Origin of the sequence: Streptomyces sp. NPDC060035 (assembly GCF_042736635.1) — a bacterium.
Taxonomy (GTDB): Bacteria; Actinomycetota; Actinomycetes; order Streptomycetales; family Streptomycetaceae; genus Streptomyces.
Map to the genome: position 1 here is coordinate 166,210 of NZ_JBHWVO010000007.1, position 22,127 is coordinate 188,336.

The following is a 22,127-nucleotide window of genomic DNA, read 5'->3' on the forward strand; positions in this document are numbered from 1 at the left end:
GCACATAACAAATCACAAGCCAACACGTGCGTCAATGCCTCCGTTTTCTGTGGAGTGGCCCTACATGGACGCGGCCAGAACCGGACATTTCATCCCGTCCGATCACGATCAAACAAAGAACGCCACTCAACCTGTTCATTTTCTGAACACAAAGGCGTAGGTTCCGACGGGTTCAGTTCGGCAACGAAGCGAGTACCCCCCATGCAATATCTGGCCGAAGGGCTCCGGCTCCCCACGAACGGGCTCGATTACACAATCCTGGCGATCTATTTCGTCGTGGTGCTCGGCATCGGCTTCGCCGCCCCCGGGCCAGTGTGAGGACGAGCCTCGACTTCTTCCTCTCCGGACGGTCACTGCCCGCCTGGGTGACCGGTCTGGCCTTCGTCGCAGCGAATCTCGGGGCCACCGAGATCCTCGGCATGGCGGCGACCGGCGCGCAGTACGGCGTCGCGGTCGTCCACTGGTACTGGATCGGCGCCATCCCGGCCATGGTCTTCCTCGGCCTGGTGATGATGCCCTTCTACTACCGGTCGAAGGTCCGCTCCGTACCCGAGTTCCTGCTCCAGCGCTTCGACAGGTCGGCGCACCTGCTGAGCTCCATACTTTTCGCCTTCGCGGCGATCCTGATAGCGGGCGTCAACCTCTACGCCCTGTCGATCGTCGTGGAGGCGCTGCTCGGCTGGCCGCAGTGGGTCGCGATCGTCGTGGCGGGGCTCTTCGTCCTCGTCTACATCACCATCGGCGGTCTCTCCTCGGCGATCTACAACGAGGTGCTGCAGTTCTTCGTCATCCTCGCCGCACTGATCCCGCTCACCCTGCTCGGCCTCAAGCGCGTCGGCGGCTGGGACGGGCTGACCGGGTCGCTGGAGAAGAGCCACGGCGCGGACTTCCTCTCCGCCTGGGGCGGTACGGGCATCGGTGACGCCAACCCGCTCGGCGCCAACTGGCTGACGATCATCCTCGGCCTCGGCTTCGTGCTCTCCTTCGGCTACTGGACCACCAACTTCGCCGAGGTGCAGCGTGCCCTGTCCGCGAAGAACCTCTCGGCAGCCCAGCGCACCCCGCTGATCGCGGCGTTCCCGAAGATCTTCATCGTCTTCGCCGTGATGATCCCGGGCCTGGTCGCCGCCGTCGTCGTCCCGCAGATCGGCACGCCCGGTTCGGACCTCACGTACAACGACGCCATCCCGCTGCTGATGCAGGAGCTCCTGCCCAACGGTGTGCTCGGCATCGCGGTGACCGGACTGCTGGCCGCGTTCATGGCCGGCATGGCCGCCAACGTGTCCTCGTTCAACACGGTGTTCACGACCGACATCTGGGCGCGGTACGTGAAGAAGGACAAGCCCGACGCGTACTACCTGCGCTTCGGCCGCCTGATCACCGCGGTGGGTGTGCTGGCCTCCATCGGCACGGCGTTCATCGCCGCCAGCTTCTCCAACATCATGACGTACCTGCAGACGCTGTTCTCGTTCTTCAACGTCCCGATGTTCGTGGTCTTCATCATCGGAATGTTCTGGAAGCGCGCCTCGATGAAGTCCGGTGTCTGGGGCCTCGTCGCGGGCACGACGGCCGCGATGGTCAACTACTTCGTCATCTACAAGCAGGGGATCATCGACATCCCGACCGACCAGGGCGCCAACTTCGTCTCCGCGATCGTCGGATTCGTCGCCGGTGCGGTCGTCATGGTCGCCGTCACGCTCTTCACGGCGCCCAAGCCGGAGGCCGAACTGGCCGGTCTGGTGTACGGCACCGAGTCCCCCGACGCGGACGAGGTACCGGAGGAGGGCGACAGCGCCTGGTACCGCAGGCCCGCTCGCCTCGGCTGGGGCGCCATCGTCCTCGCCGCCCTGTGCTACCTGCCCTACTCGCTCTGATCGGAGGCACTCACCATGTCCGACCTGCACAAGGAAGTCTCCGAGCTGGAGCGCACGTCCGCGACCGCGGCCCGGCTCTTCGACATCCGGCGGATCATCGGCGGTCTCTTCGTGGTCTACGGAGTGATCGTCACCATCGCCGGTATCAACCCGTCCGACGCCGATCTGAAGAAGGCCGAGGGCGTCCACATCAATCTCTGGACCGGCCTGGCCATGCTGGCCCTCGGGCTCTTCTTCCTGGTCTGGATGAAGCTGCGTCCGGCCCAGGTGCCTGACGAGGCCCCCGCTGCACCGGAGAACTGACCGCGGCGGAGAGCTGCCCGCACCACCCGCTCAGGGGCCGGACCGTCACGCGTTCACGCGAGGCCGTCCGGCCCCTGCGGCCTTCCCACCGTCGCCCGGTCCAGCAGTCCGGTACGGGCCGCGAGTGCCGCAGCCTCCAGCCTGGAGCCGACGCCCAGCTTCATCAGGACGCGCTGCACGTGCGTGCGCGCGGTGCTCGGCGCGATCCCCATCCCGGCCGCGATCAGCCGGGTGTCCTCGCCCTCGGCGACCCGCACCAGCACCTCGACCTCGCGCGGGGTGAGCATCTGCAGCAGGCGCTGCCCCTCGTCGTCCGGCTGGACCGCCGGGTGGAGCAGCTCGGCGAACGCGCCCCGCAGGAGCTGCGGGGCGACCGCGGCCTCCCCCGCCCGGGCCTTGACCATCGCGCGCTCGACGCCCTCTATGCGTTCGTCGTGCCGGACGTAACCGGCCGCCCCGGCGGCGAAGGCCGCCGCGATCCCGCGCGGACTCGGCACCGGACCGAGCACCACGACGGCCACCTGCGGGCGCTCCCGTCCGATCCGCACGATCGGGTCGAAGGTGCCTGGTTCGGCAGGTGTCGCCGTGCCGAACAGACAGACCTCCGGTGCCCTGCTGACCACCAGATCCGCGGCCCCGGACGTCGGCGCTGCTGCCGCGAGCACCCGGTGCCCGCGCAGTTTCAGCGCCGAGGCGAGTGCCTCGGCGAGCAGACGGTGATCATCGATCACCATGAGCCGCACGCCCATCGAGCAACCCCCATGTACTGCTGTGTAGCCCTGGAACAGGCCCCCCGGCCCTCTGACCCGGCAAGCTACACGCTTGTTCGACGCGGCGCGCCCCTTACAGGGCAGAAGCCCCCCAGAATGCCGAATTCTGCGCCATTCAGGGCTACTTGCCGGTCAGAAAACGATCGGCCCTACCGGCTGAATGATCAACCGATAGGGCCGCTGCTCACCCGCGGACGGGTCAGCCGGTGGTGAAGGAGACGACGAGGTACTGCTTGTCGTCCAGCGTGCTCTCACGGGGCTCGCTGATCATCTTCTCGGAGATGAACAGCCGGCCCTTGTCGTAGATGTACTCGGCGTAGTACCCGGTGAACCCGGTCTCCGCGTCGCGCACCGCCTCCTCGCTCGGGTTCTCCATCAGCACGGTCTCCTTGAAGGTGGAACCGTCGATGGAGACGACCTGGCCGCCCTTGTCGTACGGGGGCACCTTGTACGCGATGACGTTGGTGCCGTCCATCCGCAGCGGGGTCAGCGTGTAGCGGTCGCCCGCGTCCGCCTTGCCGCCGACGAGCTTGCCGGTGGACAGGTCGAAGGCGACGATCTCGTTCGTGTCGCCGTACTCGCCGCCGCCCTCGTGCTCCTCGGTCGGCACGTAGAGCTTGTTGTTGCCGACGGCCAGGGACTGGCACGTCTCGACCTCGGTGGAGCCGCAGCGTGCGGCGTACTTGTCCGCGTCGGCCGAGATCCGGACGATCAGCTTGCCGGTGGCCGCGTCGATGGAGAAGAAGTCCGAGATGCCACTGCCGTCACCGGCGGTGTCGCCGACATCGGCCGCGACGACGAGCGGCTTGGTGGAGACGATGCTCGCGTACTCCACACCGGCCGGCATGTTGTACGAGGACAGCGGTGCGCCGGTGGCCGGGTCCAGCGCCTGGATGGTGAGCTGCGGCGCGTCGTAGGAGCCGCACTTGCGGACCACGGCGAGGGCCTCGCCACCGCCGTATCCCTTGTCGTAGCAGCCGTTGGTGTCGGCCTTCGGCTTCCAGAGCTCCGCGCCGGTGGCGAGGTTGAACGCCGCGCCGCCGCTGGTGCCGCCCGCGGCGACCGTGGTTCCGCTGAGCGTGACCTCGCTGAACCTGATGGGTTCGTCACCACCGGCGGTGGAGGTGACCGACTTGCTCCACATCAGCTTGCCGGTGTTCAGGTCGAGGGCGCCGATCTGGGTGCACGACGGGTACTTGTCCTCCTTGGTCGGCTTGCCGTCCTCGAAGGCGATGGCCGTCTTGAAGTCCTTGCTCATGTGCCGGGAGGCGGCGCAGAGCTGGCCGGTCAGCGGGATGGACCAGAGCTTGGTGCCCTTGGCCGGGTCGTAGCCGGCGATCTCGTACACACCGGTCTTCACGAACGCCTTGTCGGTGAGCCAGGAGCCCGTGACCGTGGTGGTGTCCGTGACCTTCGGATGGGGCAGCTGGAAGCCGACCTTGGACTTGATGTCGGTCGGCGCCTTCTCGTTGCCGCCGCCGAGGCCGCTGCCCTCGCCGCCCTTGCCCTCGCCGCCGTCGGTGCCGGCCGAGGACACCTCGTTCTTCTTGCTGCCACCGTCACCGCTGGTGGAGGCGTAGATGACTCCACCGCCGACGATCAGCACCACGGCAACGACCGCGGCGACGATGATCTGCATCTGGGTGCTGAACTTCTTGCCGCCGTTGCCGCCCGGCTGCGGTGCCATGTACTGCGGCTGCATCGGCGCGGTCGGGTAGCCGTACCCCTGCTGCGGGGGCATGCCGGGCTGTCCGGGCGGCGGTCCCTGCGGGAAGCCGTACCCGGGCTGGGCCGGGGGCTGTCCCGGCGGCGGGGCCTGCGGGTAGCCGTACCCGGGGTTCTGGGGCGGCTGTCCCGGCGGCGTCTGGGGGGTGCCGTAGCCACCGGGGGGCGGGGGCGGGGGCGTCTGCGGAGCGCCGTAGCCACCGGCGGGCGGGGGCGGCGGGCTTCCGTAGCCGCCCGCGGGCGGGGCCGGCGGTGCGGCCGGAGGCTGCTTGGAGAAGGCGTCGGAGGGCGGCGGCGGTGTGGGCGCGCCGAATCCGCCGGGAGGCGGGTCCTGCGGGGCACCGAATCCGCCCTGGGGCGGCTCGTTGGGCGGCTGCGTCATGGCGTACGTACCTCTGAGGAGTCTGTTGGGAAGGGGCTGCGGGTGCGGCGGGGGGACCGGGTTGCTCGGATGCCGTCGTGATCCGTCACTTGCCGAAGGCCATCATCGTCTTCTGGGCCTTCTCTTCCTCGTCGTTCGAGGCGCTGACGCGCCCGCTGACGATGAAGGAACGGCCGCCCGCGTAGGCGATCTTCGACGTGAAGAAGGAACTCTCGATCCGGGTCGTCGAGTCCGGGTGCTGCAGCAGCACGGTGGGCGCACCACCGGCCGGTGCGAGCGTCGCGATCGCCCCGCCCTTGTCGTACGTGGCCTCCAGGTAGAGCAGCACGTTGCCGCCCTCCATGCGCAGCGGCTTCATGACGCGCTCGGCGGGCGCAGCCGCCTTCCACTTGGGCTTGCCGGTGTTCAGGTTGAACGCGATGACCTTGTTGGTGCGGCTGGTGCCGCTGGTGTCGTCCTCGGTCGCCATGTAGAAGGTGTTGGCGTCGGCAGCGACACCGGTGCAGCCCTCGAGCTGCTCACCGAAGATCGCGAAGTCGTGGCCGCAGTCGACGGAGAACTTGTCCTCCTTGTCACCGACCAGCTGGGAACGGAGCGTGCCGTTCTCCTTGATGGCGAGGATGGACCACTTCTTCTCCTCGCGCTGGGTCAGCGAGACGACGAGCGGGCTCACCGAATAGACCTTGTCGACCTCCCAGCCGCGCTGGGGCTTGTACGTCCACTTGGGCTTCCCGGTGGCCGGGTCGACCTCCTGGACCTGCTGCTGCGGGTTGTCCACGTCGTCGGTGCGGCAGCTGGACGCCGCGATCAGCTTGGGCCCGCCGGCGAACGCGAACGGCTGGCAGTTGCCCGCCTGCTTGCCGAACAGCTCCTTGCCGTCGCTGACCCGGTAACCGTTGGAATTGCTGGTACGGCCGACGGTCACGGTGTCGCCGCTGATCGCCAGGCCGATGTCGGACATCAGGTCCCAGGTGCTGTTCTTCGTGATCGTCTTCTTCCAGCCGGCCTTGCCGGTGTTGAGGTCGATCATCTGCAGGACCGAGCAGTCCGCCTTGTCCGTGGTGCCGTTCTTCACGCCGATGACGATCTTGCCGTCGGTGGTGGCCGTTCCCGGCGCGGCGCACATGTCGGCGGGCAGCGGCAGGGTCCACTTCTGCTTGCCGTCGGCGGCCGAGTAGCCGGAGATCGAGCGGTACATGCCCTTGACGACCGTGTCGCCGACGATCCACGGGCCGTACACGTCCGCGCCGTTGCGCGGCAGGTCGACGTCGTTCGTCGTCAGCCAGAGGACCTTCGCCTCGCCGGGCTTGCGCCCGGCGTTCAGGTCGTCGTCGGCCTCACGGCCGTCGCCGTTGCCGTCGCCCTCGTCGACGGTGGGCGAGGCGGTCGGCCCGGCGGGCGCGGTGCTCGTCCTGGCTATGGGCTTCTTGTCGTCGTCACTGTCGCTCGTGGCGAACCAGATGCCGCCGCCGACCACCAGCAGTGCGGCCACGGCAGCGCCGATGATCATCGCCGGCTTCCCCTTGAAGGGGCTGCCACCGGAGCCGCCGGGTGCGGGCGCGCCGGGGTACTGCTGCTGCGGGTAGCCGTACCCTCCGGGCTGCGTCGGCTGTCCGTACGGGCCCGGCTGCTGGCCGTACGGACCGGGCTGCTGCTGGCCGTACGGTCCGGGCTGCTGGGCGTACGGGCCGGACTGCGCGTCGTACGGGCCCGGGGCCTGGCCCGGCGCCTGCGGGTAGCCGTAACCGGGGGCTCCGGCCGGTGCCTGGGGCGGGTAGCCGTAGCCGGGCCCGCCCGGGGGCGGCGTCTGCGGGGCGGCCGGCGGCATCTGCGGCGGGGCGGCAGGCGGCGGCGTCTGGGGCGGGGACGGCTGGTTCTGGGGCGGCTGAGGAGTTCCCGGCGGCGGCTCCTGCGGAGCCCCGAAGCCTCCCTGCGGCGGTTGCTGGCTGGGCGGCTGGGTCATCAGCACGTCCCCCTTCGTGCGGTGCGGTCCGGTGCCCGGTTCGGTCTCCCCCGCGATTCCGCTGGGCTGAATTCCCCTCGGAAAGGAGCGAATCGGGCATGGCTTCCGCGGCGTTACGACAGTCGAGCGGGGCTTCTTTGTACCACCCGCTCGATGTCGAACACCGGATCGGTCCACCCCCTGTTCCCAAGGGAGAACCGGCCCGTGATGCCGCCGTTACGCGCACACCCGGGCCGTTCGGGACGCCTGTCACCGACGTTGCGTCAACTTGCCCCGCCGCGGGGGCCTTTCACACACCCTGCACTTTTTGCGCCGTACCGCTCCGTGACGCTCCCGCGCGGCGCAGCGCACACGGAATCCTCACGTGCCAAAGACCATCAGAGCCGTCATCGCCTTCTCCTCCTCGTCCTCGTCCGAGCTGATCCGCGTCGGCACGAGGAAGGAACGGCCCCCCACATAGGCGGCCTTCGGCGCGAAGAGCAGGGACTCCGTCCCGGCCCCCGACGCCGGGTGCTGCAGCAGCGTCCTGGGGGTACCCCCGGTCGGCGCGATCACGGCGAGCGCGCCGCCCTTGCGGTACGAGGCCCTCACATGGATCAGTACGTCACCACCCTCCATGCGCAGCGGCCACATGACCTGGTTGTCCGGCGCGGGCGCCTCCCACACGGTCCGGCCGGTGGCCAGGTCGAAGGCGATGACCTTGTTGGTCATCGCCTCCGCGGTGCTCTGGGACTCGGTGGACAGGTAGAACCTCTCCTTGTCGGCCGCGAACCCGACGCAGCCGTCGAGGTTGCTGCCGGACTCCACGGACTCCTCGCCGCACCTCGCGGCGTAGTTCTCGGAGCCGCCGACCAGTTGGGAACGGTAGGTACCGTCCTCGTTCAGGACGGCGATGGCCCCCTGCTCGTCCTTCTTGATCGAGATGACGAGCGGACTCGACGAGTACACATGCGCGACCTTCCAGCCGGCCTTGACCTCGTACGTCCATTTCGGCGCACCGGTGACCGGATCGACCTCCTGGACCTGCTGCCGGACGGGGTCGACGGGCTCGGCCTGGCAGCTGACGGCGGCGATCATCCGGGGACCGCTCGTGAAGGCGAACGGCTGGCAGACGCCCTCTCGTCCACCGAACAGCTTCTTGCCGTCACTGATCCGGAACGCGTCCGTGTTGCTGGTGCGTCCGAAGGTCACCGTGTCCCCGTTGACCGACATCGCGACGTGCGACAGCCCGTCCTGCATCCCGGTGCGATCGACTGTCTTCTTCCAGCCCGCCCTGCCGGTGCGCAGGTCGATCATCTGCAGGACCGAGCAGTCCGCCTCCTTCTCCGAGACGTTGTCCTCGATACCGACGACGACCTTGCCGTCGGCGGTGGGCAGTGTCGGCGCCGCGCACAGATCGGTGGGCAGCTTCAGGGTCCACTTCTCGGATCCGTCGGCCACCGAATAGCCGGAGACCGTGCGGTAGATGCCCTTGACAACCGTGTCGCCCGCGAACCAGGGGCCGTACTCCTCGTCCCCGTACTGCGGCAGGTCGATGCCGTTCTCCCGTATCCACAGCACCTTCCCCTCGCCGGGCTTGCGCTTGGCGTTGAGGCCGGCAGCGGTCGGACCGGTGCTCCTGCCGTCCTCCTTGACCGCCGTGGGCGAGCCGCTCGGCTTCCCGGTGCCGCCCCCGCCTGCGACGGGCTTCTTCCCGGTCCCGCCGTCGCCGCTCGTGGCGAACCAGACGCCTCCACCGACGAGCAGCAGCACGGCGAGCACGGCCCCGATGACCAGCGCGGGCTTGCCCGTGAACGGCCCGCGCCCCCTCCCGGGCCCACCGGGGTTCGGCGACGGGGAGCCGAACCCGGGCCGCGTCGGCTGCGGGTGGCCGTAGGGCCCGGACTGCTGGGCGTAGGGTCCCGACTGCTGGGCGTACGGGCCGGGTTGCTGCCCGTACGGTCCCGGCGGCTGCCCGTACGGTCCCGGCGGCTGGGCGTACGGGCCGGGTTGCTGCCCGTACGGTCCCGGCTGTGCACCCGGTGCGCCCGCTGCGGGCGGGTAGCCGTACCCGGGCGCCGGCGGCGGACCCGGCGCAGGGTCGTACGGCGCCCCGAAGCCTCCCTGCGGTTGCCGGCCGGGCGGCTGGGTCATCGGCACGTCCCCCTTCGAGCGGTGCGGCTACCGCAAGGTCACAACCTTTCGCGCGGGCCTACTTTCCACCATTCGCCCCACGCGTCCCTGCCGCCCCACCTGCATCGAACCGCCCGCCCTGCCCCAGCGGTCAGGCCTCCTCGGCCAGTTCAAGCCAGCGCATCTCCAACTCGTCCCGCTGGGTGACCAGTTCACGCAGCTCGGCGTCGAGTTCGGCCACCTTCCCGAAGTCCGTGGCGTTGTCGGCGATCTGCGCGTGCAGTGCGGTTTCCCTGGTCGACATCTTGCCGAGCTGCCGCTCGACCTTCTGCAGTTCCTTCTTCGCCGCACGCGCCGCCTGCGGCGAAACGGTCTCGGCCGCTGCGGCCGTCGGCGCCGCGAAGGCTGCGGCAGACGGCGTGGCCGCCTCCTCCATCCGCTGCCTGCGCTCCAGGTACTCGTCGATGCCGCGCGGCAGCATCCGCAGGGCACGGTCACCGAGCAGGGCCATCACCTTGTCGGTGGTCCGCTCGATGAAGAACCGGTCGTGGGAGATCACGATCATCGACCCGGGCCAGCTGTCGAGGAGGTCCTCCAGCTGCGTCAGGGTCTCGATGTCCAGGTCGTTGGTGGGCTCGTCGAGGAAGAGCACGTTGGGCTCGTCCATCAGCAGCCGCAGGATCTGCAGTCGCCGCCGCTCACCACCGGACAGGTCGCCGACCGGCGTCCACTGCTTCTCCTTGGTGAAGCCGAACTGCTCGCAGAGCTGGCCCGCGGTCATCTCGCGGCCCTTGCCGAGGTCGACCCGGTCGCGCACCTGCTGAACCGCTTCGAGCACCCGCAGGTTCGGGTTGAGCTCGGTGACCTCCTGGGAGAGGTAGGCCAGCTTGACGGTCTTGCCGACGATCACCTTCCCGGCGGCCGGCTGCGCGTCGCCCTGGGTGCGGGACGCCTCGGCCAGTGCCCGCAGCAGGGAGGTCTTGCCCGCGCCGTTCACGCCGACCAGGCCGATCCGGTCGCCGGGGCCGAGCTGCCAGGTGAGGTGGGTGAGCAGCGTCTTGGGCCCGGCCTGGACCGTCACGTCCTCCAGGTCGAAGACGGTCTTGCCGAGCCGGGCATTGGCGAACTTCATCAGCGCGCTGGTGTCGCGCGGCGGCGGCACGTCGGCGATCAGCTCGTTGGCCGCCTCGATGCGGTAGCGCGGCTTGGACGTACGGGCGGGGGCACCGCGCCGCAGCCAGGCCAGCTCCTTGCGCATCAGGTTCTGTCGCTTGCCCTCCTCGGTGGCGGCGATCCGCTCCCGTTCGGCCCGGGCGAAGACGTAGTCGCTGTAGCCGCCCTCGTACTCGTGGACCGCACCGCGCTGGACGTCCCACATGCTGGTGCAGACCTGGTCGAGGAACCACCGGTCGTGGGTGACGCAGACGAGTGCGGAGCGCCGGGCCCGCAGATGGCCGGCCAGCCAGGAGATGCCCTCGACGTCGAGGTGGTTGGTGGGCTCGTCGAGGACGATCAGGTCCGGCTCGCCGATGAGCAGCTTGGCCAGCGCGATCCGGCGCCGCTCGCCGCCGGAGAGCGGGGCGATGACGGTGTCCAGGCCGTGCTCGAAGCCCGGCAGGGCGAGCCCGCCGAAGAGGCCGGTGAGGACGTCACGGATCTTGGCGCTGCCCGCCCACTCGTGGTCGGCGAGGTCGCCGATGACCTCGTGCCTGATGGTGGCCTTCGGGTCGAGCGAGTCGTGCTGGGTGAGGACACCGAGGCGCAGCCCGCCGTTGTGGGTGACCCGGCCGGTGTCCGCGTCCTCCAGCTTGGCGAGCATCCGGATGAGCGTCGTCTTGCCGTCGCCGTTGCGGCCGACGACGCCGATCCGGTCGCCCTCGGACACCCCGAGGGATACACCGTCGAGCAGGGCACGGGTGCCGTACACCTTGCTGACCTGCTCGACATTGACCAGATTGACGGCCATTTCACTCCTGTTTCGGGGATCCCTGCGTCGGGGACCGCTCTACGTACGCTCGACGTCCCAGGGTAGTCGCCGCGGGAGGTGCGATAGCGTGCGGCGATCGATCATGGGACAGAACCCCTGGTCGGAGCGGTTCGGATCATCTCTGGGGTGGGGGACTTCATGATGCGCGGTGCGGTACGGGCCTTGGTTCCGGCAGTCCTGGCAGCAGTTGCACTGGCCGGCTGTTCGTCGTCGTCCGACGGCAGCGACACGGTTCCGGATACGGGCAGCAGCGGGGACAGCGCCCCCTCGAAGGCCGCGGAGAGCATTACCGTGGAGAAGGGCGTCACGCTCGGTGGCCCGGGCTCGGCCTGCGAGCTGCCGGTGACCTTCGATCTGGCGGCGGACTGGAAGCCGAACGCCGTGGAGGTGGATCCCGGCTCCGACCTCGCGGAACTGGGGCAGCAGGGCTCGGCCACGATGGTCTGCGAGATCGATGCCAAGCCGGCCGGGAACCTCGGCTACCTCCGGGTCTGGCAGGGCAAGGCCTCCGACACCGACCCGCGCAAGGGTCTCGAGGACTTCGTGGCGGGTGACCCGAACGCGAGCAAGGTCTCGTACAAGGAGACGGAGGCGGGGTCGGAGAAGGCCGTGGAGGTCACCTACACGGTGGAAGTCGAGCTGCTGGACGAGCGGAAGACGGAGCGGGCCTTCTCGGTCACCACTCCGAAGGGCCCGGTCGTGGTGCACCTGGGCGGGCTGGACTCCGAGGAGCACCAGCAGATGCTTCCGGCGTACGAGCTGGCGAAGAAGACCCTGAAGCTCGGCTGACGGGGCGGGCCGCCGACGACTGAGCCGCTTGCCCCGTCTCCGCGTGGACGCACTACGTGTGGCGGCAGACCCGGCACGAGGTACGTATCGCCCCGTGCCGCACCGCTACGGCCGCCGGAGCGTCGCGCCCGGCGCCGGGGACACAGCAGCCCGGGCGCTGCGGCATGTGCCCGACGTCAGCAGCGCGTCGGCCACCTTCTCCGCCGACTCCGCGTCCGCCACCAGGAACGCCGTGGTCGGCCCGGAGCCCGAGACCAGCGCGGCCAGGGCCCCCGCTGCGGTGCCCGCCGCCAAGGTGTCGGCCAGCGAGGGACGCAGCGAGAGCGCTGCGGCCTGGAGGTCGTTGCTCAGGGCGCCCGCGAGCGCGGCGGTGTCCCCGGCGCGCAGCGCGGTGAGGAGCGCGGCCGACGCTGCCGGCTCGGGCACCTGCGTACCGGCGGTGAGCCGGTCGAACTCGCCGTACACCGCGGGGGTGGAGAGCCCGCCGTCGGCGACGGCGAAGACCCAGTGGAAGGTGCCGCCGACGTCGACGGTGGTCAGCTGCTCACCGCGTCCGACCCCGAGTGCCGCCCCGCCGACCAGGCTGAACGGCACGTCGCTGCCCAGCTCGGCGCAGATGGCGAGCAGCTCGTCCCGGGTGGACCCGATGGACCACAGGGCGTCGCAGGCCAGCAGGGCGGCGGCGCCGTCGGCGCTGCCGCCCGCCATGCCGCCGGCGACGGGGATGTCCTTGGCGATGTGGATGTGCACATCGGGGGCGATGCCGTGCCGTGCGGCCAGGGCGATCGCGGCACGGGCCGCGAGGTTGCTGGCGTCGAGCGGTACCTGGGCGGCGTCGGGACCCGAGCAGGTGACACGCAGGGCGTCGGCGGGGGTGACGGTGACCTCGTCGTACAGGCCGACGGCGAGGAAGACGTTGGCCAGGTCGTGGAAGCCGTCGGGGCGCGGGGCGCCGACCGCGAGCTGCGCGTTGACCTTGGCGGGGACGCGGACGGTGACGCTCACTCGCTGCCCCCGGAAGGCTTGCTCTCGGCGGGCTTGTCCTCGGCGGGCTTGTCCTCGGCGGGCTTGTTCTCGGCGATTGCGGCGAACTCCTCGACCGTCAGCGCCTCGCCGCGCGCCTGCGGCGAGACCCCGGCGGCAACCAGGGCGGCCTCGGCGGCGGGCGCGGAGCCCGCCCAGCCGGCCAGGGCCGCGCGCAGCGTCTTGCGGCGCTGGGCGAAGGCGGCGTCGACGACGGCGAAGACTTCGGCCCTGCTCGCCGTGGTCCTGATCGGCTCGCTGCGCCGCACCAGGGAGACCAGCCCCGAGTCGACGTTCGGCGCGGGCCAGAAGACCGTGCGCCCGATGGATCCGGCGCGCTTGACGTCGGCGTACCAGTTGGCCTTGACCGACGGCACACCGTAGACCTTGTTGCCCGGCCCGGCAGCCAGCCGGTCGGCGACCTCGGCCTGCACCATCACGAGCGTCCGCTCGATGGTGGGGAAGCGCTCCAGCATGGTGAGCAGGACCGGCACGGCGACGTTGTACGGAAGGTTCGCGACCAGCGCGGTCGGTGCAGGGCCCGGCAGATCGGTCACCAGCATCGCGTCCGAGTGGACCAGGGCGAAGCGGTCGGCACGCCCCGGGAGCCGGGCCGCGACCGTGGCCGGCAGCGCGCCCGCGAGCACGTCGTCGATCTCGACGGCGACGACCCGGTCGGCCGCCTCCAGCAGGGCCAGGGTCAGCGAGCCCAGACCGGGCCCGACCTCGACCACCACGTCGTCGGACCGCACCTCGGCGGTCCGGACGATCCTGCGGACGGTGTTGGCATCGATGACGAAGTTCTGACCGCGCTGCTTCGTGGGGCGTACGCCCAGCGCTGCGGCCAGCTCGCGGATTTCTGCGGGGCCCAGGAGGGCGTCGGGCTCTGTGGTGCTCACCCGTTAAGCCTACGGCCGCTGCGGGGGCCGGGTCCCGCCCCCCGTGACCGGCCGGGTTTCGCGGCGGACGACGACCTCGTCGCCGTCGTCGAGCCCGGTGCCGGGGGCCGGCGCGACGAGGTCGCGGGCGCCGACCGTGACACCCCGGTCGTCCAGGAGCTCCTCGACGTCGTCCGCGAAGGTGTGCACGGTGCGCGGCTCCCCGTCGACGCTGAGCTCGATGGCCTTGTCATGGGCGAGGAACGCGGAGGTGCCGCCGGCCAGGACGGCGACGACCAGAGCCTGCGGGAGGAGCCGCCGCAGGCTCTCCGGGGCGCTCCGGTGCCGCCTGGCCGCCGCACGCCGGGCAGCGGCCCTGCGCCCGGTTGTCGCGTCCGGAGCCGCCTGCCGGGGCACCGGAGGGATGTCGAGCACCGTCGGGTCGTGCACCGGGAAGCCGCCCGGCCGCACTCCGGCGACGATGGTCCGCTCCTCGTGGAGGGAGCGCGGCGATGCCGGAGCCGGAACCTCCTTCGTCTGCCGACTGCCGCGTGCTGCGCGATGACTGCCCTGCGAATGGCCCACGACGCTCCAGGAGTTCCGGCCTGCCGACCCATTGCGCGGGGACGATAGCGGAGCATCGGTCACTGTCCAAAGTTGTGCGACTACGCAGCGTGGTGCGGCAGTTGCGTCAGAAATCGAATGCGCGCGCTGTGTTGTCGTAGACCGCGGCGGCCAGGGTGTCCTCGTCGGTCCCCCGCACCTCGGCCATCGCACGGAGCGTCACCGGAATGAGGTAGGGCGCGTTGGGCCGTCCGCGGTACGGCGCAGGCGTGAGGAAGGGGGCGTCCGTCTCGACGAGGACGAGCTCCGTCGGAGCGACGGCCAGGGCGTCACGCAGCGGCTGGGCGTTCTTGAAGGTGACGTTGCCCGCGAAGGACATGAAGTACCCGGCCGCCGCGCAGATCCGGGCCATGTCGGCGTCACCGGAGTAGCAGTGGAAGACGGTCCGCTCCGGCGCACCCGCGTCGGCGAGGATGCGCAGCACATCCGCGTGGGCATCCCGGTCGTGGATCACCAGGGCCTTGCCGTGCCGCTTGGCGATCTCGATGTGGGCGCGGAAGGACTCCTCCTGGGCGGCCATGCCCTCGGGGCCCGTACGGAAGTAGTCGAGCCCGGTCTCGCCGACACCGCGTACGTGGTCGAGGGCGGCCAGTGCGTCGATCTCGGCGAGCGCCTCGTCCAGCGCCGCCTTCCCGCCCGGCTCCCGGACCCCCTGCCGCGCCGAGCCCTCCGGGTCCCCGTGCACGATGCGGGGCGCCTCGTTGGGGTGCAGGGCCACGGAGGCGTGCACGGACGCGTGCGCGGCCGCGGTCCCGGCGGCCCAGCGCGAGCCCTTCACGTCGCAGCCGACCTGGACGACCGCGGTCACATTGACCGCTGCGGCCCGGGCCAGGCCCTCCTCGACGGTTCCGTCCTGCATGTCCAGATGGGTGTGCGAATCGGCGACCGGAACCCGGAGGGGTTCGGGCAGCGGCGGGGCGTCCGTACGGCTCATGCCCACGACTCTACGAGGGCATGAGCCCGGTCTCACCGCCGGTGGAAGGGATGCAGCAGATCGGACAGCTGCCAGTGGTGCGGAGCGGTGCCCGATGCCAGGACGGCGGCGGGTTCGGCCGCTTCCTCCACGGCTTTCTCGGGACGCTTGGCCTTCTGCTGCCACAGCAGCTGCTGCACGGTGGAGACCCGGCCGGCCCGCATGATCCGGACCACATGCCCGCCGCAGTTCGTGCACGTCGGAGTGGACAGCGGAGAGGGCACGCGCTCCCCGTCCGCCTTGTACACCACGAACGCGTGGCCGGAGCCGTCCACGTGGTGCTCTATCTCGTAGGCCTGTTCCCAGCCGTACCCACACCTCATGCAGGCGAAGGCGTACGCCTCATGCACGGTGGTTGCTGCGATCTCACTCATGCCTGCTCCTCTTGTCCGTCGGACAAGCACTCCGGACAAGCACTCCGGGTGGTGCGTTCCACCCTCCAGTGGACGCCTTTCCCGGCGGCAACGCACCAGGTCTGCCGAGTGTTGGAACGCTCTTGGCCCCTCCATGGCCAAAGGGCCCGGTACGCGGCTCGGGCTTTACATTTCAGGTTAGTCCTTTGCCCTCCGCAGGGCCGGTCCTGGCCGCGTTCTTTGCCGCGACGACCGCATCGAAGACCTCGCGTTTGGGCAGGCCCGCATCGGCGGCGACCGCCGCGATGGCCTCCTTGCGCCGCTCCCCCGCCTCCTCGCGCACCTGCACCCTGCGCACCAGCTCGGCGGCGTCCAGCCCCTCGTTCCCGGAGTCCGTGGCGCCCTCGACCACCACGGTGATCTCGCCGCGCACCCCCTCGGCCGCCCATTGCGCCAGCTCGCCCAGCGGCCCGCGCTTCACTTCCTCGTACGTCTTGGTCAGTTCACGGCACACGGCGGCCCTGCGGTCCGCGCCGAACACCTCGGCCATCGCGGCCAGGGTGTCGTCCAGCCGGTGCGGTGCCTCGAAGAAGACCATCGTGCGGCGCTCCCCGGCGACCTCGCCCAGCTTCCCCAGCCGCTCGCCCGCCTTGCGGGGCAGGAAGCCCTCGAAGCAGAAACGGTCGACCGGCAGGCCGGACAGCGCGAGCGCGGTCAGCACCGCGGACGGCCCCGGTACCGCGGTGACCTTGATGTCCTTCTCCACGGCCGCGGCGACGAGCCGGTAACCGGGGTCGGAGACGGACGGCATACCGGCATCGGTGACCAGCAGGACACGCGCGCCGTTCATCAGAGCCTCGACGAGTTCCGGCGTACGCGCCGACTCGTTGCCCTCGAAATAGGAGACGACACGCCCCGTCGTGTGGATGCCCAGCGCCTGGGTAAGCCGGCGCAGCCTCCGGGTGTCCTCGGCGGCCACGACATCGGCCGTCTCCAGTTCGGCGGCGAGGCGTGGCGGGGCGTCCGCCACGTCGCCGATGGGGGTCCCTGCGAGTACGAGCGTTCCAGTCGTTCCAGTCACATCGGCCATCCTCCCAGCACGGGCGGCACCACTCGCACAGATGCGTTCCCTACGATGGCGCGGTGACGAGTACTGCGCCCGAAGCCCAGCAGGGCCACGACGCCGGGAACGATGCCGGCGACCAGCCGCCTTCCTGGCAGCAGCGGCTGCGCCGCTTCGGCCATTCCCCACGGCCGGAAACCGGGCTGCGCGAGCGGCTGATCCCGCCGTACACCCGCCCCGGAGGCCAGTTCTGGGACGTGCTCGCGGTGCCACCGACCCTGGCGAACCATCTGGTTCGCTGGTCCGCCTGGGGCGGGCCGCTCCTGGTGGCCCTGGTGGCCGGGGCACTGCGGTTCTGGAACCTGGGCAGCCCGAGGGCCGTGATATTCGACGAGACGTACTACGCCAAGGACGCCTGGGCGCTGGTCAACCAGGGGTACGAGGGTGCCTGGCCCAAGGACGTCGACAAGCTGATCCTCAAGGACCCGTCCTCGGTGGACATCCCTGTGGATCCGGGCTACGTCGTGCATCCGCCGGTCGGCAAGTGGATCATCGGCTTCGGTGAGCAGTTCTTCGGCTTCACGCCGTTCGGCTGGCGCTTCATGGTGGCGCTGCTCGGCACCGTCTCGGTGCTGATGCTGTGCCGGATCGGCCGACGGCTCTTCCGCTCGACGTTCCTGGGCTGTCTCGCGGGCGCGCTGCTGGCCGTGGACGGGCTGCACTTCGTGATGAGCCGCACGGCACTGCTCGACCTCGTGCTCATGTTCTTCGTCCTCGCGGCCTTCGGCTGCCTCCTCATCGACCGCGACTGGGCCCGCCGCAAACTGGCCGCCGCACTGCCGACGGACGAGGACGGCGTGCTGCGTCCGGATGCCCACATCGCCGAAACGCTCCGGCTCGGCCTCCGCCCCTGGCGGATCGCTGCCGGCGTGATGCTCGGTCTGGCCTTCGCCACGAAGTGGAACGGCCTCTACATCCTCGCCGCCTTCGGTGTGATGGCGGTGCTGTGGGACGTGGGCGCGCGGCGCACAGCGGGTGCGCCGCAGCCGTACCGGGCCGTGGCCCTGCGGGACCTGCTGCCCGCGTTCGTCTCGACGGTGCCGGTCGCGATCGGCACCTACCTCGCCTCGTGGACCGGCTGGATCGTCACGGACAAGGGCTACTACCGCAACTGGGCGGCCACCGAGGGCAAGGGCGGCAGCTGGACCTGGCTGCCGGACTGGCTGCGCAGCCTGTGGCACTACGAGAACCAGGTGTACGACTTCCATGTCGGCCTCACCTCGGGCCACACGTACCAGTCCAACCCGTGGAGCTGGATCGTGCTGGGCCGCCCCGTCTCGTACTTCTACGAGGAGAAGGCCTGCGTCACGTCGGAGACCGGCAAGTGCGCCCGCGAGGTGCTGGCGATCGGCACCCCGCTGCTGTGGTGGGCCGGCTGCGTGGCGCTGCTGTACGTGCTGTGGCGCTGGTTCTTCCGCCGCGACTGGCGGGCGGGCGCGATCGCGTGCGGTGTGGCGGCGGGCTGGGTGCCCTGGTTCTTCTACCAGGAGCGGACGATCTTCCTCTTCTACGCGGTCGTGTTCGTGCCGTTCCTGTGCCTGGCGGTGACGATGCTGGTCGGCGCCCTGCTGGGCCCGGCGGCCGGTACCGGCACCAAGCGCGAGCTGGGCCTGAGCACCGGTGATCCGACCGGCGAGCGCAGACGGACGCTGGGAGCGGTCGCGGCCGGCGTGCTGGTGCTGCTGATCGTCTGGAACTTCGTCTACTTCTGGCCCCTCTACACGGGAACGTCCATTCCGGACAACTCCTGGCGGGATCGGATGTGGCTGGACAGCTGGGTGTAAAGACGGGGGAGAGCGCTCTCGCGGAGACCGTCGCGGTCCTGTAACAACCCCCTCAGCCGTCACTGCCGTCCCGTACAGTGCCGATGACATCCCCCCTGAACACGTTCAAGGGGGACTCCTGGGGAGGGGACTGCACGGATGCGCAGTGGAGCGAAGGTCGCCGTAGTGGGCGGGGTGTTCGTGCTCGTGGTCGGAGGACTCGGCTACGGCGTGTACAGCGTGGTGCTGGACGGTGACGGGACCGAGGGCACGGAGGCCGCGTCCACGTCCTCCGAGGTGAGGACGGGACCGCCCAGCAGGTCCGAGATCGAGGAGACCGCGAAGGGGTTCCTCACGGCATGGGCGTCCGGCGACGCGACGACCGCCGCCCTGCTCACCAACAACCAGGCTGCCGCCGAGCCGCTGCTGACCGGCTACAGCGAAGAGGCCCACGTCACCGAAGCGGTGATCACCCCGGGCCCGGCCGTCGGCACGAAGGTCCCGTACACGGTGAAGGCCACGGTGTCGTACGAGGGGAAGACCAAGCCCTGGTCCTACTCCTCCGAACTGTCCGTGGTGCGCGGCCTGACCACCGGCAAGGCTCTCGTCGACTGGGCCCCCACGGTGATTCACCCGCAGCTGACGGAGGGCGCGTCCCTGAAGACGGGTGAGTCGTCGACGGCGGCGATCGAGGCCGTCGACCGCAACGGCAAGGTGCTGGACAAGGAGACGTACCCGTCGCTGGGCCCGGTCATCGACGCGCTGCGCAAGAAGTACGGGGACACCACCGGCGGTTCGCCCGGCATCGAGACGTGGGTCGAGCCCGATGCCGAGGACGTACCGAACACCACCCTGCTGACCCTGGCCAAGGGCAAGCCGGGCCGGCTGCAGACCACCCTCGACAGGGACGTGCAGGCGGCTGCGGAGCGGGCGGCGAAGCAGTTCCCCGAGACGTCCGTGGTGGCGGTCCAGCCGTCGACCGGTGCGATACAGGCCATCGCCAACAACCGGGCGGACGGCTACAACGCGGCGATGACGGGCCAGTTGGCCCCCGGCTCCACGATGAAGATCGTGACGGCCGCGATGATCATCCAGAACGGCCTCGGGAGCATGAACGAGAAGGTGGAGTGCCCTTCCACCGTGTCGTGGGAGGGAGTGCCCTTCCACAACCTGAAGGACTTCTCGATTGCCGACGCCACCCTGCGGGACGCCTTCGCCCGGTCCTGCAACACCACGTTCATCAAGCCCGTCAAGTCGCTGGGCGACCGGGCCGGTACGGCCCTCGGCCAGGAAGCGCGCGACTACTTCGGGCTCGGCCAGGACAACTGGAAGACCGGCCTGCAGTCCTTCGACGGCAGCATCCCCGAGTCCTCGGGAGCCGAGACGGCGGCCTCCTACATCGGCCAGGGCAAGCTCCTCATGAGCCCGCTGAACATGGCGTCGGTCACCGCGACCGCGAAGCACGGCGCCTTCAAGCAGCCCTACATCGTTCCCCGCGAGCTGGACGCCCGGCAGTTCGCCACCGCCCGCCCGCTGCCGGGCAACGTGGCCCAGCAACTGCGGGAGATGATGCGCTACACCGCGACCAGCTCCAGCGGCACCGGCAGGGCCGCCATGGCGACGGTCGGCGGCGACAAGGGTGCCAAGACCGGCTCGGCCGAGGTCGACGGGCAGGGCACGTCCAACAGCTGGTTCACCGGCTTCAGCAACGACCTCGCGGCCGCCGCGGTCGTCCAGTCCGGCGGCCACGGCGGCGACGCGGCCGGCCCGGTGGTGGCAGCGGTGCTGCGGGCCGGGCCCTGACCGAGGCCGAGGTCGTGGTGTCGTCCCTGTCGCAACAGGGACGAGCCGGAACTGCCTGGTGCGGGAGCCGGGCCGTTCAGTAGCGTGCTGGCCATGAGCACATCCGACATGACCCCCGCCGCGACCTCGTCCGATGCCCATCCCAGGTTCGCCGAAGCCCTGCGTGAGCTGGGTCTCGACGTCGAGGTACGCCGCTTCCCCGACGCCACCCGCACCGCCGTCGAGGCCGCTGCCGCGATCGGCTGCGAGCTCAGCCAGATCGTCAAGTCGCTGATCTTCGAGGCGGACGGCGCCCCGGTCCTCGTCCTGATGGACGGTTCGTCCCGGGTGGACGTCGAGCGCGTACGGAGCGAGCTGGGCGCCGCGAAGGTCGAGCGGGCCGGGGCCGATCTTGTCCGGGAGAGCACGGGGTACGCGATCGGCGGCGTACCGCCCTTCGGTCACGTGACGAAGACCCGGGTGCTGGCCGACCGCGGGCTGCTCGACCACGCCGTGGTGTGGGCAGCGGCGGGCACTCCGCACACCGTCTTCCCGCTCGACCCGAAGACCGTGATCGCGCACGCGGGCGGCACGCTGGTGGACGTACGCGAGCAGACCGCGTGACCCCGCTGGTGGCGGCGGCCGTCCTGGCCGCCGCGATCACGCACGCCGGCTGGAACGCGATCGCCCACGCCATACGTGACCAGTTGCTGTCCTTCACCCTGATCTCCGGCGGCGGGGCGCTGATCGGGGGACTCCTGGCGTGTTTCGTACCGCCTCCAGCAGCCGGGGCCTGGCCGTACCTGTTCCTCTCCGCGGGCCTGCACGTGGCCTACATGGCGCTGCTGATGCGCTCGTTCACGCTGGGCGACTTCGGCCAGATGTATCCGATCGCCCGGGGCACGGCGCCCCTCGTGGTGACGGTCCTGGCCGCCGTCCTCCTCGGTGAGCGCCCGGACGCCTGGGCGACGGCGGGCGTCGCGGTGGCCTCGGCGGGGCTCGTCGGGCTGGCCCTGTGGGGGATCCGCGGTTCCGGTACGCGACCGCACGGGCCCGCGATCCTGGCGGCCCTCGCGACGGGCCTGGCGATCGCCGGATACACCACGGTCGACGGGGTAGGGGTGCGCGCCTCGGGGTCGCCGCTCGGCTACATCGCCTGGCTGATGCTCGTACAGGGCATGGCGATCCCGGCGTACACGTACTGGCGCCGGCGCGGTGAACTGGCCGCCCAGCTCTCCCCGTTCGTGACGCGCGGACTGCTGGGCGCGACCCTGTCGTTCGCCGCGTACGCGCTCGTCCTGTGGGCACAGACCAAGGCGCCCCTCGCCCCGATCGCCGCACTGCGGGAGTCCTCGATCATCGTGGGAGCCGCGATAGGGACGCTGTTCTTCAAGGAACGCTTCGGCGCTCCACGGATCGCGGCTGCCGGGCTGATGGTGGTGGGCATCGGGCTGATGCTGCACACGAGCTGATCCGGTAGGACGTCGAGGGCCCGGGCCCGGGGCCGCCTCAGAACTTCCCCGACTGCTCCTCCGTGCGGTGGCCGAGCTCCCTCCGGAACTCCACGAGGAAGCGAACGCTGAGCGGCGGCCACCCCCAGAAGTCGAACGCGAGCGCGCCGAGGTCGAATCCGGACCCGAACTCCCAGTCGGTGACCGGCGAGGAGACTCCGCAGGCGGAACAGGGCACCGTGCCCTCGCCGG

Annotated in this window: 18 protein-coding genes and 1 pseudogene; 7 read left to right on the forward strand and 12 right to left on the reverse strand. The window is 70.4% G+C overall.

Annotated elements, in window-relative coordinates; all coding sequences use genetic code 11:
- Positions 1–201: 201 nt before the first annotated feature.
- Both ACFWBQ_RS13870 and ACFWBQ_RS13875 read left to right on the forward strand, forming a co-directional pair.
- A pseudogene (locus tag ACFWBQ_RS13870) lies at positions 202–1,874 on the forward strand (sodium:solute symporter family protein).
- 15 nt (positions 1,875–1,889) lie between these two features.
- Positions 1,890–2,177: a hypothetical protein gene (locus ACFWBQ_RS13875; RefSeq protein WP_385487469.1), complete on the forward strand. Its 288-nt coding sequence runs from the start codon at positions 1,890–1,892 to the stop codon at positions 2,175–2,177.
- A gap of 53 nt (positions 2,178–2,230) precedes the next feature.
- On the opposite strand, the gene ACFWBQ_RS13880 is transcribed toward ACFWBQ_RS13875, so the two are convergent.
- The 5 genes from ACFWBQ_RS13880 to ACFWBQ_RS13900 form a co-directional block, all read right to left on the reverse strand.
- Entirely contained in the window at positions 2,231–2,926 is a 696-nt protein-coding gene (locus ACFWBQ_RS13880; RefSeq protein WP_385487471.1) for a LuxR C-terminal-related transcriptional regulator, read from the reverse strand.
- Positions 2,927–3,146: 220 nt separating this feature from the next.
- Positions 3,147–5,054 (reverse strand): PQQ-binding-like beta-propeller repeat protein, encoded by a 1,908-nt coding sequence (locus tag ACFWBQ_RS13885; RefSeq protein WP_385487473.1) that lies wholly within the window; start codon positions 5,052–5,054, stop codon positions 3,147–3,149.
- A gap of 85 nt (positions 5,055–5,139) precedes the next feature.
- Positions 5,140–7,017, reverse strand: a complete 1,878-nt coding sequence (locus tag ACFWBQ_RS13890; RefSeq protein WP_385487475.1) for a PQQ-binding-like beta-propeller repeat protein — start codon at positions 7,015–7,017, stop codon at positions 5,140–5,142.
- 360 nt (positions 7,018–7,377) lie between these two features.
- A complete protein-coding gene (locus tag ACFWBQ_RS13895) occupies positions 7,378–9,150 on the reverse strand; it encodes a PQQ-binding-like beta-propeller repeat protein (protein WP_385487477.1) in 1,773 nt (590 codons plus the stop codon).
- A 130-nt stretch (positions 9,151–9,280) separates the two neighbouring features.
- Positions 9,281–11,095: an ABC-F family ATP-binding cassette domain-containing protein gene (locus ACFWBQ_RS13900; RefSeq protein WP_385487479.1), complete on the reverse strand. Its 1,815-nt coding sequence runs from the start codon at positions 11,093–11,095 to the stop codon at positions 9,281–9,283.
- A 159-nt stretch (positions 11,096–11,254) separates the two neighbouring features.
- On the opposite strand from ACFWBQ_RS13900, the gene ACFWBQ_RS13905 reads away from it, so the two are divergent.
- Complete coding sequence (locus ACFWBQ_RS13905) at positions 11,255–11,905, forward strand: lipoprotein (RefSeq protein ID WP_385487765.1); 651 nt, start codon at positions 11,255–11,257, stop codon at positions 11,903–11,905.
- A 105-nt stretch (positions 11,906–12,010) separates the two neighbouring features.
- On the opposite strand, the gene ACFWBQ_RS13910 is transcribed toward ACFWBQ_RS13905, so the two are convergent.
- From ACFWBQ_RS13910 to rsmI, 6 genes are all read right to left on the reverse strand, one after another.
- Entirely contained in the window at positions 12,011–12,910 is a 900-nt protein-coding gene (locus ACFWBQ_RS13910) for a 4-(cytidine 5'-diphospho)-2-C-methyl-D-erythritol kinase (protein ID WP_385487481.1), read from the reverse strand.
- Complete coding sequence (rsmA, locus tag ACFWBQ_RS13915) at positions 12,907–13,827, reverse strand: 16S rRNA (adenine(1518)-N(6)/adenine(1519)-N(6))-dimethyltransferase RsmA (RefSeq protein WP_385487485.1); 921 nt, start codon at positions 13,825–13,827, stop codon at positions 12,907–12,909. The genes ACFWBQ_RS13910 and rsmA overlap by 4 nt, the downstream gene beginning before the upstream one ends.
- A gap of 9 nt (positions 13,828–13,836) precedes the next feature.
- On the reverse strand, positions 13,837–14,391 hold the full coding sequence (locus ACFWBQ_RS13920; RefSeq protein ID WP_385487487.1) for a ubiquitin-like domain-containing protein: 555 nt from the start codon (positions 14,389–14,391) through the stop codon (positions 13,837–13,839).
- 106 nt (positions 14,392–14,497) lie between these two features.
- Positions 14,498–15,364, reverse strand: a complete 867-nt coding sequence (locus ACFWBQ_RS13925) for a TatD family hydrolase (RefSeq protein ID WP_385487489.1) — start codon at positions 15,362–15,364, stop codon at positions 14,498–14,500.
- 32 nt (positions 15,365–15,396) lie between these two features.
- Complete coding sequence (locus tag ACFWBQ_RS13930; RefSeq protein WP_385487491.1) at positions 15,397–15,777, reverse strand: hypothetical protein; 381 nt, start codon at positions 15,775–15,777, stop codon at positions 15,397–15,399.
- Positions 15,778–15,949: 172 nt separating this feature from the next.
- Positions 15,950–16,846, reverse strand: a complete 897-nt coding sequence (gene rsmI, locus ACFWBQ_RS13935; protein WP_385487493.1) for a 16S rRNA (cytidine(1402)-2'-O)-methyltransferase — start codon at positions 16,844–16,846, stop codon at positions 15,950–15,952.
- Between the two features lie 53 nt (positions 16,847–16,899).
- On the opposite strand from rsmI, the gene ACFWBQ_RS13940 reads away from it, so the two are divergent.
- The 4 genes from ACFWBQ_RS13940 (at position 16,900) to ACFWBQ_RS13955 (ending at position 21,896) form a co-directional block, all read left to right on the forward strand.
- Positions 16,900–18,663, forward strand: a complete 1,764-nt coding sequence (locus tag ACFWBQ_RS13940) for a dolichyl-phosphate-mannose--protein mannosyltransferase (protein WP_385487495.1) — start codon at positions 16,900–16,902, stop codon at positions 18,661–18,663.
- Positions 18,664–18,801: 138 nt separating this feature from the next.
- Complete coding sequence (locus ACFWBQ_RS13945; protein ID WP_385487497.1) at positions 18,802–20,445, forward strand: penicillin-binding transpeptidase domain-containing protein; 1,644 nt, start codon at positions 18,802–18,804, stop codon at positions 20,443–20,445.
- A 93-nt stretch (positions 20,446–20,538) separates the two neighbouring features.
- Complete coding sequence (locus tag ACFWBQ_RS13950) at positions 20,539–21,048, forward strand: YbaK/EbsC family protein (RefSeq protein WP_385487499.1); 510 nt, start codon at positions 20,539–20,541, stop codon at positions 21,046–21,048.
- Positions 21,045–21,896 (forward strand): EamA family transporter, encoded by an 852-nt coding sequence (locus ACFWBQ_RS13955; RefSeq protein WP_385487501.1) that lies wholly within the window; start codon positions 21,045–21,047, stop codon positions 21,894–21,896. Before ACFWBQ_RS13950 ends, ACFWBQ_RS13955 begins: the two co-directional genes overlap by 4 nt.
- Positions 21,897–21,933: 37 nt before the next feature.
- On the opposite strand, the gene ACFWBQ_RS13960 is transcribed toward ACFWBQ_RS13955, so the two are convergent.
- Positions 21,934–22,113, reverse strand: coding sequence for a hypothetical protein (locus ACFWBQ_RS13960; protein WP_385487503.1), 180 nt, complete (start codon positions 22,111–22,113; stop codon positions 21,934–21,936).
- Between the last annotated feature and the right edge of the window lie 14 nt (positions 22,114–22,127).